We start from the raw sequence: 15,260 nt of genomic DNA on the forward strand, positions 1-15,260 counted from the left end.
TAGTCTTCGGACTTGCAAACCCTTCCTGCGAGGCGGAATCATGGCGGTCCAGAAACTCTATGCCGGGGCGAAGCTGCGGGAGATCCGCGTGCGGATGGAGCTGACGCAGAAGGAATTCGCGGCCCGGCTCGGCGTGTCGCTGCCCTATCTCAACCAGATGGAGAACAACAACCGCCCGGTTTCGACCGCCGTGGTGCTGGCGCTGGCGCGGGAATTCGGCACCGATGTCACCGAATTGTCGACTGGCGACAGCGAGCGCATGGTCACCGATCTGCGCGAGGCTCTGGCCGATCCGGTCTTTCCCGCCCCCGCCCCCAGCGCGGCGGACCTGCGGTTGGTCGCATCGAACGCGCCGGGCGTGGCGCGCGCGCTTCTGGCGCTGCACCGTGCTTACCGGCAGACGCATGAGCGGCTCGCCTCGCTGGACGAGGCTCTGGGGCGCGAGGACCGCGTTCTCCGGGCCTCGCCCTGGGAGGAGGTGCGCGACTTCTTCCATTATTGCGACAATTACCTCGACGCGGTGGATCGCGCGGCCGAGCATTTCGCCAGCGGTCCCGACACGCTGGACACGAAGATCGCCCGCCTGCTCGAGCGGCGCGGCGTGGTGATGCAGGCGACCGACGCGCCGGTCTTGCGCAGCTATGATCCGCAGCGCCGGATCCTGAAACTGTCGGACAAGGCCAGCAGCGCCACGCGGCGCTTCCAGATGCTGCACCAGCTGGCGCTGCTGACGCAGAACGACCTGCTGGAGGCGACGCTGGATCTGGCCCGGTTCCAGTCCGACGAGGCGCGCAGCATCGCCAAGATCGGGCTGGCCAATTACTTTGCCGGTGCCGCGCTGTTGCCCTATCGCGCCTTTCTCTCTGCGGCGCAGGAAAGCCGTCACGACCTGGAAATCCTCGCCGACCGTTTCGGCGCCTCGATCGAACAGGTGGCGCACCGGCTTTCGACCCTGCAGCGTCCGGGCGCCAAAGGCGTGCCCTTCTGGTTCGTGCGGGTGGACCAGGCGGGCACGATCACCAAGCGGCACTCGGCCACGCGGCTGCAATTCGCGCGCTATGGCGGCGCTTGCCCGTTGTGGAACGTGCACCGCGCCTTCGAGACGCCGGGCCGGTTCCTGCGCCAGCTGGCCGAGACGCCCGACGGCGTGCGGTATTTTTCGCTGGCGCGCGATGTGTCGAAACCCGGCGGCTCGTTCCGGGCGCCGGTGCGTCGCTATGCGATCGGGCTGGGCTGCGAGATCCGCCATGCCGAGGCGCTGACCTATGCCGACGACATGGACCTGACCAATCCGCAGGCTTTCGAGCCGATCGGCATTTCCTGCCGGATCTGCGCGCGGCCAGATTGTCACCAGCGCTCGGTTCCGCCGCTGGAACAGGAGCTGCGTGTCGATCACGACACGCGCGGCATCCTGCCTTACGGAATCGCCGGCCCTTCGCTGAGCTGAGACCCGGAACGAAACAGGCCGCCCCGGACAGAGGCGGCCTTGGGTGTCTCAACCCTTGTAGACTTGTCAGACGGCTGCGCGCAGCATCGCGGCGATTTCGTCCTTCAGGGCGAGCCGCTTCTTGCGAAGCTCGGTTTCGTGGTCGTCCGACATCGGTTCGACCTGGGTCTCGGCGCGGTGAATCTGGTCGTTCACCCGCTGATACTCTTCGGCGATCTTCGCGAAATGCGCGTCGCTGCCCTTGAGCGCCTGAATCTTGTCGGCATCGGCGGGAAACTCCTCGGCCAGTCCGTGGGGCGTGTTCGACATCGTGCTCTCCGTCTTGCTGTCCCCAACAGATTAGCGCGCACGATTCCTGCCGCCTTTGATCTGGATCACAAGCTGAGTGCGTGATGCAGGATTACCGGCACGACGATCTCTTCCTCGTCTTCCAGATGCCGGTCGAGAAAGGTCTCGAACGGTGTCAGCGCCTCGTCCAGTCGCGCCGCCGTCTCGCGCGGGGGTTCGTTCCTGCTGATCGCCTGCAGCACGGCATTGGTGCTGTCGGCCAGCCCGCGGATATGCGCGTCCAGCAGGTGGTGATCGGCGTCAAGCAGGTCGAATCCACGCTCCAGCCGCGGCTCTGCGCGGGCCAGCATCGGAAAATAATGATGATCCTCGATCTGGTGATGGCCGTGGAGATCGTTGAGCAGGCCACCGGCAATCTGGATCAGCGCGCGGGGATCGGGTTCGGCGTCACGCTCGACAATCGCACGCGCCCGGGACTGCAGCATCGGCAGCATCTGCCGGAAGGCCAGATGCCGCTCCAGCCAGAACCGTGTGAGCCCGTCGAAATTGGGGTGCCCCTGCCAGCTTTCGCGCGGGTAATCGGCCACCAGAACGCGCAGCGCATCGGGCAGCGCCGCGCGGTGTTCGAGGTCTTCGAAATCGCTCACTTCGTTCCTTTCCGGACGCTTTCAGCGCCGCGCCGGGCGCCAGCCGGCAGCCCGGGCCTGTTCCTCGGTGCAAAACCAGCGCTCGCCGCGCGTGGTGTCGATTCTTGTGCGCGCGTAATCGCGCTGCCCGGGCAGATGATAGATCTGCCCGCTGGACGAGATATTCCCCTTGATCGCGCAATCCACCCGGGGCGGCGTTTCCGGCGCCCCGTCCGCCTGCCCGCCCGTGCGCCGTGTGGCGCGATAATCGGCAGGACGGGTGACATAGCGGCCGCCATGCTGCCAGACCCCGCGCCCGGCACTATGCGCCGCGCGTTCATCGCGGATATAGGCGCGGGAATAGCGGCGATAGGCCAGCGCGGCCCCGTCGCGGACCATTTCCGCTCCCAGATCGCCCTGCCCTGCCCGGCATCGCGCGACGAGCCGGTCATATCGGTCCTGAACATCGCCGGCGCAGATGACCTCGCGCCCGGCGATCAGGGCAACCATGCGGTCCCGCGACCATGCCCCGCAGGCCCAGTCTTCGCCCGGCCCTTCGCAGCGCTGGTCGAGTTCGGGGGCGTCGATGCCTTCGATCCGCACGGTCGTGCCGGCGACATCCAGCGTGTCGCCGTCGATGACCCGCGCAGCGCCCCGCACATCCGCCTGCGCAGTGCCGGCGAGAATGAGGACGAAAAGTGAACAAATCCTTAACATGCCCCGGATGTAGCCGCAGCCGGAAGGCGGGGCAAGGAAAGGATTTGTTAACGCTTAACGCTGGGCGGTGGCCCAGTCCGGATTGATCCAGGGCTCAAGATTTGACGCCGGAAGCGGGTCTTTGCCCAAGATATGGTCGGCCATCTTCTCGCCCGTCATGATCGACGGGCCGTTCAGGTTCCCGTTCGTGATGCGCGGAAAGACCGAGCTGTCGGCCACGCGCAGCCCTTCGACGCCGATCACCCGGCCCTGTCCGTCGACCACGGCGTCAGGGTCGTCGCGCCGTCCCATCCGGGCGGTGCCGCAGGGGTGATAGGCCGATTCGGCATGTTCCCGGATGAAGGCGTCGAGCTCGTCATCCGACTGCACCGCGGCACCCGGCTGGATCTCGTGCTTGACGAATTTTGCCATCGCGGGCTGGGCGATGATCTCGCGCGTCAGACGGATCGCGGTGCGGAACTCGGTCCAGTCGTCGGGATGGCTCATGTAGTTGAAGCGGATCACCGGGTTGTCGGCGGGATCGGTCGAGCGCAGCCGCACCGTGCCGCGCGATTTCGAGCGCATCGGCCCGACATGGGTCTGGAAACCATGCCCCTCGGCCACTGCCTGCCCGTCATAGCGCACCGCGATGGGCAGGAAATGGTACTGGATATCGGGATAGTCGATCCCCGCCGCCGAACGGATGAAGCCGCAGCTTTCGAACTGGTTCGACGCGCCCGGCCCGGTCTTGGACAACAGCCATTTGGCGCCGACATAGGCCTTGCCCCAGAGGTTCCAGTAGCGAAACAGGCTGATCGGGTCGATCGTGGCGAATTGGAGGTACAGCTCCAGATGGTCCTGCAGGTTCGATCCGACGCCGGGGCGGTCGGCGATGACCTTGATCCCGTGTTCGCGCAGGTGCTGCGCGGGGCCGATGCCCGACAGCATCAGGATCTTCGGCGTGTTGAGCGACGACGCCGCCAGCACCACCTCACGCCCCGCGGTCAGGATGCGCCCGTCGCTCATCACCACGCCGGTGGCGCGACCGTCCTCGATATGCACCCGCGCGGCCAGACCACGCTCGATGCGCACGCGCCCGGTGCGGATCGCGGGTTTCAGATAGGCCTTGGCAGCAGACCAGCGCTGGCCGTTCCAGATCGTCGCCTCCATGGCGCCGAAGCCTTCCTGCTGCTGGCCATTGTAGTCGCGCGTGACGGGGTAGCCCGCCTGCTGGCCTGCCTCGATGAAGGCATTGAAAAGCGGGTTCTCGCGTGCGCCCCGGCTGACATGCAGCGGGCCGTCATGCCCGCGCCAATCCTCGCCGCCGCCGGCATCGGACCCGCCATGCCAGCTTTCCATGCGCTTGAAATAGGGCAGGACGTCAGAGAATCCCCAGCCCTCGGCGCCCTGCTCTTCCCAATGGTCGTAATCCTTGGCGTGGCCACGCACATAGACCATGCCGTTGATCGAGGACGAGCCGCCGATCACCTTGCCGCGCGGGGTGACGAGGCGCCGCCCGCCCAGCCCCGGCTCGGGTTCCGAGGACATGCCCCAGTCGTAGCGCTTCATGTTCATCGGATAGGACAGCGCGCCGGGCATGTTGATGAACGGCCCCGCATCCGACCCGCCATATTCGATCACCACGACCGAATGCCCGGCCTCGGCCAGCCGGTAGGCCACGGCCGACCCGCCCGAGCCTGCCCCCACGATGATGTAATCGGCATTCATGGCGGGCCTCAATACGGGGCGTCGACGGGGTTCACCCCGACATAGACGGATTTAATCTCGGTATAATGCTCGAGCGCGGCGTGCCCGTTCTCGCGCCCCACGCCCGACAGTTTCGAGCCGCCGAACGGCGCCTCGACGGGCGTGAGGTTATAGGCGTTGATCCAGCAGGTACCCGCCTGCAGCTTGGCCGCCACGCGGTGCGCGCGGGCCAGATCGGCGGTGAAGACGCCCGCCGCCAGCCCGAACTCGGTCGCGTTGGCGCGGGCGATGACCTCGTCCTCGGTTTCGAAATCCAGAACCGCCATGACGGGGCCGAAGATTTCTTCCCGCGCGATGACCATGGCATCGGTCACATCCGCGAAGACCGTCGGCTGCACGAAATTGCCCGGCCCCTCGATCCGCGAACCGCCGGTAATCAGCCGCGCGCCCTCGGCCTTGCCCTGCGCGATATAGCCCATCACCTTGCCCAGCTGATCGGCGGTGATCATCGGGCCCATCTGCGTGGCCTCAATCATGGGTTCGCCGATGACGATGGCATCGGTGCGCTCCTTCAGGCGGGACAGGAAACGCTCTTTCAGGCCCTTCTGCACAAAGACCCGCGTCCCGTTCGAGCAGATCTGCCCGGTGGAATAGAAATTCCCCAGCATCGCCGCACCGATCGCATCTTCCAGACTGGCATCGTCGAAGATGACCAGGGGCGACTTGCCGCCCAGTTCCATCGTGACGTGGCGGATGCCCTCGGCGGCGGCGGCATAGACCTTGCGGCCTGTAGGCACCGAGCCGGTGAGCGAGACCTTGGCGACACGGCTGTCGGTGACCAGCGATGCGCCGACCCCGCCGCGACCCTGCACGACGTTGAACAGGCCTTTGGGCGCGCCCGCTTCGATCAGGATCTCGGCCAGTTTCAGCGCGCAAAGCGGCGTCACATCCGAGGGTTTGAAGACCATCGCGTTGCCGAAAGCCAGCGCCGGAGCGGCCTTCCAACAGGCGATCTGGGTGGGATAGTTCCACGCGCCGATGCCGACGCAGACGCCCAGCGGCTCGCGCGTGGTATAGACGAAGTCGCCGCCGCCGACGGGGATTGTCTGGCCCGTCACGGTGGCCACGAATCCGGCGAAATACTCCAGCGCATCGGCGCCCGACGTCGCATCCGCGACCAGCGTTTCCTGCAGCGGCTTGCCGGTATCCAGCGTTTCCAGTTCGCTGAGTTCGCGGTTGCGGGCCCGGATAATATCGGCGGCCTTGTGCAGCACGCGCCCGCGCTCGACCGGACGCAAGGCGGCCCATTCGACCTGCGCGCGCTGCGCGGCGTCAAGCGCACGGTCGATCAGCGCGGGCGTCGCTTCGTGCAGGGTCGCGATCACCTCGCCCGTCGCGGCATAGCGGCATTCGATGGGCGCGCCGGACGTATCCTCGACATAAGCGCCGTCGATGAAATGGCTGGCTTCGGGCTGCGCGCGCATCAGCGCCCCCCCTTCAGCGCAAGGGCAAGATAGTCTTCGACCCGTGCCACGGCGGCGGGGCCGTCGGGCGTGTCGGGACCCAGCGCGGCATGCAGATACGCGCCGTCGATCATCTCGGCCAGCGAGCGCGCGACCTGCGGCGCGTCCTGTGCCAGAAGCGGGCGCAGGGCATGGGTCAGGTTCGACACGATTCGCCGCTGATAGACGTTGAGCAGGCGCCGCACCTCGGGCTGGGTCTGCGCCAGAACGTAGAAATTCAGCCAGGCCGCAACGACCTCGCGGCGGAAATTGCTGCCGGTGAAGGACACGCGAATGATCGCCTTGACCCGGGCCTCGGGGCTTTCGGCGGCGATCAGCGCGCCGCGGATCTCGGCCCCGTAAGTGGTCAGCACATGGCGCATCGCGGCCAGGAACATCGCCTCTTTCGAGCCGAAATAGTGATGCGCCAGCGCCGAGGACATCCCCGCGCGCTTGGCGATCCGGCTGACCGTCACCTCCAGTGAGCCGACATTCCCGATCTCGGCGATTGTGGCCTTGATCAGCGAGGCGCGTCGTATAGGCTCCATCCCAATCTTGGGCATCGTTCATCCCTTCCACCCGGTCCGGACCTTGCCCGAAACCGCAAACTTTGTTGATTCCGTGCTAGACCATGGTTTATTGATCAGTCAATCAACAAAAAGACCTGACAGGAGAGACCCATGTCCATGTCCCGACTGAGCCTGACCACTGCTGCGCTGACCCTTGCCGCCGCGCCGGCCTTTGCCGATTGCGGCACCGTGCGTTTTTCGGATGTCGGCTGGACCGACATCACCGCGACCACGGCCGTCACCACGACGATCCTGGACGCGCTGGGATACGAGACCGAAACGCTGGTCCTGTCGGTGCCGGTGACCTACACCTCGATGGCCAATGGCGATATCGACGTGTTCCTCGGCAACTGGATGCCGACGATGGAGGCGGACATCGCGCCCTATCGTGATGCCGGCACCGTCGACACCGTGCGCATGAACCTGGCGGGCGCCAAGTACACGCTGGCCACCAATGCCGCCGGCGCGGCGCTGGGGATCACCAGCTTCGGCGACATCGCCGAGCATGCCGACGCGCTCGGCAGCCGCATCTACGGCATCGAGCCGGGCAATGACGGCAACCGCCTGATCCTCGACATGATCGAGGCGGACGCGTTCGACCTGCAGGGCTTCGAGGTCGTCGAAAGCTCGGAACAGGGGATGCTGTCGCAGGTGCAGCGCTCGGACCGCCGCGACGAGCCGGTCGTGTTCCTGGGCTGGGAACCGCACCCGATGAACGCCAATTTCGACCTGACCTATCTGGAAGGCGGCGACGATTATTTCGGCCCCAATTTCGGCGGCGCCGAGGTCTATACCAACACCCGCGCGGGCTATGTCGAGGAATGCGCCAATGTCGGCGCGCTGCTCAACAATCTCGAGTTCACGCTGGCGATGGAAAACGAGATCATGGGCGCGATCCTCAATGACGGCACGGCGCCGGAAGAGGCCGCGCGCGCCTGGCTTGCCGCCAATCCCGAGGTGCTCGAGCCGTGGCTGAACGGCGTGATGACCGTCGATGGCGGCGATGCGATGAGTGCCGTCACCGAAGCGCTCGAAGGTTAACCCGTCTCCCCGGCCCGCCCCCCAGCGGGCCGGGGTTTCCTTTTCAACGGGACCAAGATGTCAGATCCGATTTCCGACGCCGTCACCGGGGCGAAAATTCCCGTGGGGCGCGTCGTCGCCGATGCCTTCACCTGGGTTCAGGACAATTTCTGGCCCTTCTTCGACGCCGTCGAACTGGGCCTGCGCAGCGTCATCGACACGCTGGCAAGCGGCCTGATGACGCCGCATCCGCTGATCATCGTGGCGATCTTCGCCGCCATCGCCTTTCTTCTGCAACGCAACTGGATTGCCGTCGCGCTGGTCGCGGGCTGCGCGCTGTTCGCGTGGAACCAGGGCTATTGGGAAGAAACGATGGAGACGCTGACGCTGGTGCTGGGGTCGTGCGCGGTCTGCATGGCGATCGGCGTGCCGCTGGGTATCTTCAGCGCGCATCACCCGCGCTTCTATCGGGGCCTGACGCCGGTTCTGGACCTGATGCAGACGCTGCCCACCTTCGTCTACCTGATCCCGGTTCTGGTGCTGTTCGGGCTGGGCATGGTGCCGGGCCTTGTGGCGACGGTGATCTTTGCCATGCCCGCCGCGATCCGCCTGACCGAGCTGGGCATCCGCTCGACCCCGACCGCGCTGTCCGAGGCCGCGACATCCTTTGGCGCGACGACGATGCAGCGGATCTTCAAGGTCGAACTGCCCTATGCCTTCCCGCAGATCATGGCGGGGCTCAACCAGACGATCATGCTGTCGCTGTCGATGGTGGTCATCGCGGGCCTTGTCGGCGCGCCGGGGCTGGGCGTGCCCGTCGTGCGCGCGCTGAACACGGTGAACGCGGCTTTGGGCTTTGAATCGGGGGCGGTGATCGTCGCCGTCGCCATCATGCTGGACCGGATGCTGCGCGTAGAGGTGAAATCGTGACCGAGACCGATCAGACCCAGACCGCTTCGCCCCATGCGACACAGGCCGGGACCGAGGCTCAGAGCCCGCGGACGGCCGTCAGCTTTCAGCATGTCTCGATCGTGTTCGGCGACAATCCGTGGCGCGCGATCCCGCTGATGGAGACCGGCCAGTCCCGCGCCGATATCCAGAAGGAAACCGGACAGGTGCTGGGCGTGCACGATTGCACGCTCGACGTGGCCGAGGGTGAGATCCTCGTGCTGATGGGCCTGTCGGGCTCGGGCAAGTCGACGCTTCTGCGCGCGGTGAACGGGCTCAATCCCATCGTGCAGGGCGATGTGCTGATACGCTCGGGCGATGAGATGGTGTCGGTGCCGAAAGCCTCGAAAGGAGCGCTGCGCAAGCTGAGGACCAACATCGTCGCGATGGTATTCCAGCAATTCGGCCTGCTGCCCTGGCGCAGCGTGCGCGAGAATGTCGGGCTGGGCCTGGAACTGGCGGGCATGGGCCGGACCAAGCGGGCCAAGCGCGTGGACGAACAGCTGGAGCTGGTGGGCCTGTCGCAATGGGCGACGCGCAAGGTGGGCGAATTGTCGGGCGGGATGCAGCAGCGCGTGGGGCTGGCCCGCGCCTTTGCCACCGATGCGCCGATCCTGCTGATGGACGAGCCCTTCTCGGCGCTCGACCCGCTCATTCGCACGCGGCTGCAGGACGAGCTTCTGGACCTGCAACAGCGACTGAAGCGTACCATCGTCTTCGTCAGCCACGACCTGGACGAGGCCTTCAAGCTGGGCAACCGCATCGCCATCATGGAGGGCGGGCGCATCATCCAATGCGGCACCCCGTCCGAGATCTACACAAACCCGGCCAACGAATATGTGGCGGATTTCGTCGCGCACATGAACCCGTTGGGCGTGCTGACCGCGCGTGATGCGATGGTCGACGCGCCCCGCCCTGCACCTGCCGGCGTGGCGTTGCAGGCCGACACCCCGCTTCGAGAGGCCATGCTGCGGCTGGCCGACGCGCGCGGCCGCATCCTGCTGACGGACAACGGGCATGTCATCGGCATGTTGACCGATGCCAGCGCGGTGGCGGCACTGGTCGCACAGCGCGGCAAGGAAGGGATGGCGAAAGAGGACGCCTGAGATGCGCCCTGAGGCCTACTCGGCCGCGCGGGGCGCGGCCGCCACCATCGACCAGTACATCCGCCCGTCCGCGCCGACGGCCGCCCCATAGCCCGCGTCGCGGGCATCGCGCGACAGCATGTTCACGCGGTGCTCGGGGCTGTCCATCCAGCCCCGGATGATGCCCCCGGTATCGCGGTAGCCCACCCCGGTGTTTTCGACCGCCATGGCATAGGGATAATCCTCGCGCCGCAGGCGGCGGCCCAGCCCGGCCCACCAGCTTCCGCGATGCGACAGACGCTCGCGCTCGGCCATGCGGCAGGCCTGGATCTGTGCGGCATCGCCCAGCCTTGTGTCCATGGCCAGCGCGGGCAGGCCCTGGGTCCCGCGCTCGGCATTGGTGCGCACCAGAAGCTCGCCCCTGAGAGCGCCCAGATCGGCGGGCATCGCGCAGGCCAAAGCGGCGCCCGCAAGGAACGCCATGCAAAGGGAAGCGGTCAACGCCAGAAGGCTTTTCGTCGTCATGGAACGACGCTCTCACTTTTCTCGCGCAGGCGCAATTGATGCTCGCGCAGCGCGATGAAGATCACCGCCGCGACGACCATCACGCCGCCCGCCACCACATAGGGATCGACCGGCTCGCCGAAGAAAATCGCCCCCAGTGCCACCGCCCAGACCAGTTGCAGCGCCGTGACCGGCTGCGTGACCGTGATCGGCGCCGCAACGAAGGCCATCGTCATCAGGAAATGCGCCCCTGTCGCCACGCTGGCGATCAGGAAAAGCAGGCCAAGCTGCTCCCAGCTGACCGGCACCCAGACCGCAAGGGCAAAGGGCGCCAGCCCGATTGTCACCGTCAGCGACAGCATCCCCACCACGATCGACGGCGGCGCGAGCGCGCTCAGCGGCTTGGCCATCAGGTACGAGATCCCGAAACCCAGCGAGGTCGCCAGCATTGCGAAATGGCCCAGATCCAGCGCGCGCATGCCCGGCCGCAGGATCACCATGGCCCCGGCAATGGCGACGATGATGGCCATGATCCGGCGCAGCTTCAGCCCTTCGCCCAGAAACAGCGCGGCGCCGATGGTGATCCAGATCGGGTTCAGATAGCCCATGGCCGAGACCTCGGCCAAGGGAATGCGCGTCATCGCGAAGAACCACAACAGGACCGCAAGGCTGTGTACCACCCCGCGCCAGCCAAAGGCCCACCAGACCCGCGACGGCAGCGAAATCCGCCGCAGCGTTCCGATTGCCGGCAAGACGAAGATCAGCCCCAGCGCATAGCGCAGGAAGGCCGATTGCGCGGCAGGGATCGTTCCGCCCAGCACCTTCACGCCCGCCGTCAGCGCGACGAAGCACAGGCCCGCGCCCAGCATGTAGAGAACGCCGGCAACGGGTCTCTGGTCGCGCGGCTCGGGCAAGCCATTCGCTGCGGGCGCGGGATCGGGGCGGGTATTTAACGCGTTCATGAATACAACCCTTGCCCCCGTTGGTGCCGCGGCGCAAGAGGCACGGCGATCACAACGGCCAGATCAGCGGCACCAGCAGGCACACCGTGGCCGCCATCAGCACGTTGAGCGGCACGCCCACCTTCAGGAAGTCGCTGAAGCGGTAGCCGCCCGGCCCGTAGACCAGCGTGTTGGTCTGGTAGCCGATGGGAGTCGCGAAGGCCGCCGAGGCCGCGAACATCACCGCCACGACCAGCGGGCGCGGATCGACCCCCATCGACTGTGCCAGCCCGATGGCCACCGGCGTGACGATCACCGCCACCGCATTGTTCGACACCAGCTCGGTCAGGATACCGGCGATGGCATAGACGGCCAGCAACAGCGCCCAATGCGGCAGCCCCTGAAGAAAGGGCGCCACGGCATCGACCAGAAGCTGCACCGCGCCCGAAGCTTCAAGCCCGGCGCCCACGATCAGCATCCCGAAGATCAGCGCCAGCAGCCGCCCCTCGATGAAGGCAAAGGCTTCGTCGGCATCGATGCAGCGCGTCAGCAACACGATCACCACGCCGAACAGGGCCAGCATCTGGATCGAGGCCACGCCCAGCGCCGACAGCCCCACCACGCCCGCCAGCACGCCGATCACGATGGGCGCGTGGCTGCGGCGGAAGGCGCGCTCGGACGGCTGGCTCACATCGACCATGTCCATGTCGGCGGCAAGGCGGCGGATATCCTCCATCGCGCCTTCCAGAAGCAGCGTATCGCCCACCTGCACGACCAGATCGTCGAGCTGACGGCCGATATTCTGACTCCGGCGATGCACGGCCAGCGGATAGACGCCATAGCGGCGGCGCAGGCGCATCTGGCCCAGCGACCGGCCGATCATGCGGCAGCCCGGGGTGATCAGCACTTCCACCGTCGAGGTCCGCACCGAACTGAGCTGGTCCACCACCCGCAGCTCGGGATTGTGCTGCAGGCCCAGCACTTCGGACATCTGCGTGCGCAAGACCACGCGGTCGCCCGCTTCCAGCACCACGTCCCCCAGCGCCCGGCGCAACGAGGCATCGCCGCGCAGCACGTCGATCACCCGCGCGCCGCCGCGGCGGAACACGTCCGCATCTTCCAGCCGGGTTCCGATCAGCGACGACCCCTCGGGCAGCGCCACCTCGGTGAAGAATTTCATCGGCGCCCGGTCGCCCAGGATCGCCGCCATCGAATCGCGCTCGGGCAACAGCCAGCGTCCCACCAGCGCCAGATAGCTGACCCCGACCACCGCCACGGCCAGCCCGACCAGCGACATCTCGAAAATCCCGAACGGGGCGAGCCCCGCGCTTTGCGCGACGCCGTCGACCAGAAGGTTGGTCGAGGTCCCGACCAGCGTGATCGTGCCGCCGAAGATCGAGAAATAGCTCAGCGGCATCAGCAGTTTCGACGGCGCGACCTTCATCGCCTTGGCCAGCTGCATGAAGATCGGGATCATCACCACGACGATGGGCGTGTTGTTGACGAAGGCCGACATTGCCAGGACCGTCAGCGTCAGGATCAGCAGCGTCGCGCGCGGGCGCTCGGCGGCATGGCTGACCGCGATCTGCGACAGGAAATCCAGCGCCCCCGTGCGTACCAGCCCGCCGACGATCAGGAACATCGCGGCGATGGTCCAGGGCGCGGGGTTGGAAAAGACGGCCAGCGCGCTCGCCTCGGGCACGATGCCCAGCGCCAGCATCAGCGCGGCGCCCGACAGCGCCACCACCTCGACAGGGTAGCGTTCGCGCACGAACATCACCAGCATGCCGGCGACGATGAGGATGGCCATCACGGGCGCGGCCGAGGCCGGCACTTCAAGTCCGAACATGCATTCCCTCTGCCCGCTTCGCGGTGCCGCCCGGCAAAACCCGCGCGCCCTGTTCTGTCACGATGGCGCCTTCTCTCTGCCCGCGGGAACCGCCGGCCCCGACGGGGCCAGCCGCCCGCCCTGCCGCACCATGCTCACGCTCAGCGCCTTGCCGGTGCGGTCGTCGGTCTCGACGAACACCCCCGACACGGTGGCCTCGCCCAAAGCCGGCTCGAACCGCCCGCGCGCCATGCCGGTGATGAAACGGCGCAACGGCTCGTCCTTCTGCATGCCGATGACGCTGTCGTAATCGCCCGACATGCCGGCATCGGTCAGATAGGCGGTGCCGCCGTTGAGGATCTGCGCGTCGCCCGTGGGCACATGCGTATGCGTCCCCACCACAAGGCTCGCCCGCCCGTCGCACCAATGGCCCAGCGCCATCTTCTCGGACGTGGCCTCGGCATGGACATCGACCACGATGGCCTGCACGCGCCCGCCCAGCGGATGCGCCCTGAGCACCGGCTCGATGGCGCTGAACGGATCGTCGAAGGGGCGCTTCATGAAGACCTGCCCCATCACCTGCGCCACCAGCACCGCGCGCCCGTCGCGCAGGGTGAAGACCCGCGCGCCGCCGCCCGGCGCCACTTTCGAGAAATTGACCGCCCGGATCAGCCGCGGTTCGCTGTCGATATGGCTCAGCATCGCCTTCTGATCGAAGGCATGGTCGCCCAGAGTCACCACATCGGCGCCGGCCTCGAACAGGCCCACGGCGTGATCGGGCGACAGCCCCATCCCCGAGGTCGCGTTCTCGCCGTTGACCACCACGAAATCGAGGTTCCAGTCCCGCCGCAGCGCCGGCAGCCGCTCGGCCACCGCCTTGCGTCCGGACCGCCCCATCACATCGCCCAGAAAGAGTATTCGCATGCCCGTTTCCTACGCCGCGCCGCGCCGCGAGGAAAGAGGATTCGCCAGCCATCGGTGCCGCGCGCCCGCGGCGTGACCGCCGCGTCACGGCGCCGCCCCGCCCCTGCCTCAGGCATGAGCATCTTTGTTCCGGAAATATCCTCGGGGGTGAATTGGCCGCAGGCCAAGAGGGGGCAGACAGCCCCCTGCTCCGCGCCGGTCTTCAGCACCGACTCGGGGCAGCAGGCTCAGCCCAGCAGACTCATCCAGCCCCAGGCCGTCAGCATGCACAGCCCGGTGGCGATCAGCACCGACGAGGCCGCGACCCGCTTCGCGCGGCCATACATGTTGGCGAAGAGGTAGGCATTGACCCCCGGCGCCATCGCCGCCGTCAGCACGGCCGAGCGGAACGGCCCCTCGCCCAGATCCAGCCCGCGACCCAGCGCCCATGTGACGACCGGATGCAGCACCAGCGATACCGCCACGACATAGGCGATGAGCCGCAGATCGCCCTCGGGGCGGTAGCGGTAGAGCACGCCGCCCAGCCCGAACAACGCGGCGGGAAGGCCCGCGCGCGAGATCATCTCGACCGCTTCGGTCACCACGCCCGGCAGCGACAGCCCGCTGAGGTTCAGCGCAGCCCCCAGCGCGATGCCGATCACCAGCGGGTTGTGCCACAGCCCGTTCAGGGCCTTGAGCGCGGTGCGCCCCACCCCGGCGCCGCGCGCCCGCACCCCCTCCATCGCGGTGATGCCGATCAGGTAGCAGGTCGGCGCATGCAGCGCGATGATGGCGTAATTGGGCGCCAGCGCGTCGGCGCCGTAGGCGCGCTCGGTGATCGGCACGCCCAGCAGCATCGAATTCGAGAACAGCCCGACGAAGCCCACGGCGACCGCGTCCTCCCAGTCGCGCCCGAACAGGAAACGCGCACCCAGAAGCCCGGCCAGAAATCCCGTGACCGCGCCGCCATAGAAGCTGACCAGCAACCGCCAGTCGAAGGCCGCGCCCAGATCCAGCCGCGTCAGCGCCAAGAACAGCAGCATCGGAATGGCGAAGCTCTGGGCGAATTTCATGATGCCTTCGACGGCATCCTCGCCGATCCAGCGCCGCCATGTCGCCAGATAGCCCGCGCCCACGACCAGAAAGACGGGCAGGATGACCTGGACCAGCGCCTGCATCTCAGGCCCGGCCGTGCG

General features: G+C 67.0%; 15 protein-coding genes. 4 read left to right on the forward strand and 11 right to left on the reverse strand.

Features of this window, described 5'->3' with window-relative positions:
• Positions 1-40 precede the first annotated feature (40 nt).
• A complete protein-coding gene (locus C4N9_RS12705) occupies positions 41-1,447 on the forward strand; it encodes a helix-turn-helix domain-containing protein (RefSeq protein ID WP_109533709.1) in 1,407 nt (468 codons plus the stop codon).
• 66 nt (positions 1,448-1,513) lie between these two features.
• Here the strand turns inward: C4N9_RS12705 and C4N9_RS12710 are convergent, their stop codons facing one another.
• The 6 genes from C4N9_RS12710 to betI form a co-directional block, all read right to left on the reverse strand.
• The gene (locus C4N9_RS12710) at positions 1,514-1,756 is read right to left on the reverse strand and encodes an HP1242/YdcH family protein (protein WP_109533710.1); all 243 of its coding nucleotides are present in this window, start codon (positions 1,754-1,756) and stop codon (positions 1,514-1,516) included.
• Positions 1,757-1,821: 65 nt separating this feature from the next.
• On the reverse strand, positions 1,822-2,382 hold the full coding sequence (locus C4N9_RS12715; protein ID WP_109533711.1) for a hemerythrin domain-containing protein: 561 nt from the start codon (positions 2,380-2,382) through the stop codon (positions 1,822-1,824).
• Between the two features lie 21 nt (positions 2,383-2,403).
• Positions 2,404-3,021, reverse strand: a complete 618-nt coding sequence (locus C4N9_RS12720) for a thermonuclease family protein (protein WP_342748804.1) — start codon at positions 3,019-3,021, stop codon at positions 2,404-2,406.
• A gap of 111 nt (positions 3,022-3,132) precedes the next feature.
• Positions 3,133-4,785: a choline dehydrogenase gene (gene betA / locus C4N9_RS12725; protein ID WP_109533713.1), complete on the reverse strand. Its 1,653-nt coding sequence runs from the start codon at positions 4,783-4,785 to the stop codon at positions 3,133-3,135.
• 8 nt (positions 4,786-4,793) lie between these two features.
• Positions 4,794-6,248, reverse strand: a complete 1,455-nt coding sequence (gene betB, locus C4N9_RS12730) for a betaine-aldehyde dehydrogenase (protein WP_109533714.1) — start codon at positions 6,246-6,248, stop codon at positions 4,794-4,796.
• Complete coding sequence (gene betI / locus C4N9_RS12735) at positions 6,248-6,829, reverse strand: transcriptional regulator BetI (protein WP_109533715.1); 582 nt, start codon at positions 6,827-6,829, stop codon at positions 6,248-6,250. Before betI ends, betB begins: the two co-directional genes overlap by 1 nt.
• Positions 6,830-6,946: 117 nt before the next feature.
• Here betI and choX point away from each other — a divergent pair, with 117 nt between their 5' ends.
• The 3 genes from choX to choV are packed head-to-tail and all read left to right on the forward strand — an operon-like array spanning position 6,947 to position 9,909.
• Positions 6,947-7,876 carry a choline ABC transporter substrate-binding protein gene (choX, locus tag C4N9_RS12740; protein WP_109533716.1) on the forward strand — a complete coding sequence of 310 codons (930 nt, stop codon included), beginning with the start codon at positions 6,947-6,949 and terminating at the stop codon, positions 7,874-7,876.
• A gap of 57 nt (positions 7,877-7,933) precedes the next feature.
• A complete protein-coding gene (choW, locus tag C4N9_RS12745) occupies positions 7,934-8,785 on the forward strand; it encodes a choline ABC transporter permease subunit (protein ID WP_109533717.1) in 852 nt (283 codons plus the stop codon).
• Positions 8,782-9,909, forward strand: a complete 1,128-nt coding sequence (gene choV, locus C4N9_RS12750) for a choline ABC transporter ATP-binding protein (RefSeq protein WP_109533718.1) — start codon at positions 8,782-8,784, stop codon at positions 9,907-9,909. The genes choW and choV overlap by 4 nt, the downstream gene beginning before the upstream one ends.
• Positions 9,910-9,924: 15 nt before the next feature.
• On the opposite strand, the gene C4N9_RS12755 is transcribed toward choV, so the two are convergent.
• The 5 genes from C4N9_RS12755 to C4N9_RS12775 form a co-directional block, all read right to left on the reverse strand.
• Complete coding sequence (locus C4N9_RS12755) at positions 9,925-10,413, reverse strand: CAP domain-containing protein (protein ID WP_109533719.1); 489 nt, start codon at positions 10,411-10,413, stop codon at positions 9,925-9,927.
• Entirely contained in the window at positions 10,410-11,354 is a 945-nt protein-coding gene (locus C4N9_RS12760) for a DMT family transporter (protein ID WP_109533720.1), read from the reverse strand. The genes C4N9_RS12755 and C4N9_RS12760 overlap by 4 nt, the downstream gene beginning before the upstream one ends.
• Before the next feature lie 49 nt (positions 11,355-11,403).
• Positions 11,404-13,182, reverse strand: a complete 1,779-nt coding sequence (locus C4N9_RS12765; RefSeq protein WP_109533721.1) for an SLC13 family permease — start codon at positions 13,180-13,182, stop codon at positions 11,404-11,406.
• A gap of 57 nt (positions 13,183-13,239) precedes the next feature.
• A complete protein-coding gene (locus tag C4N9_RS12770; protein WP_109533722.1) occupies positions 13,240-14,085 on the reverse strand; it encodes a TIGR00282 family metallophosphoesterase in 846 nt (281 codons plus the stop codon).
• Between the two features lie 227 nt (positions 14,086-14,312).
• Entirely contained in the window at positions 14,313-15,242 is a 930-nt protein-coding gene (locus C4N9_RS12775; protein ID WP_109533723.1) for an AEC family transporter, read from the reverse strand.
• Positions 15,243-15,260: the final 18 nt, after the last annotated feature.

Origin of the sequence: Pararhodobacter marinus (assembly GCF_003122215.1) — a bacterium.
Lineage (GTDB): Bacteria > Pseudomonadota > Alphaproteobacteria > Rhodobacterales > Rhodobacteraceae > Pararhodobacter > Pararhodobacter marinus.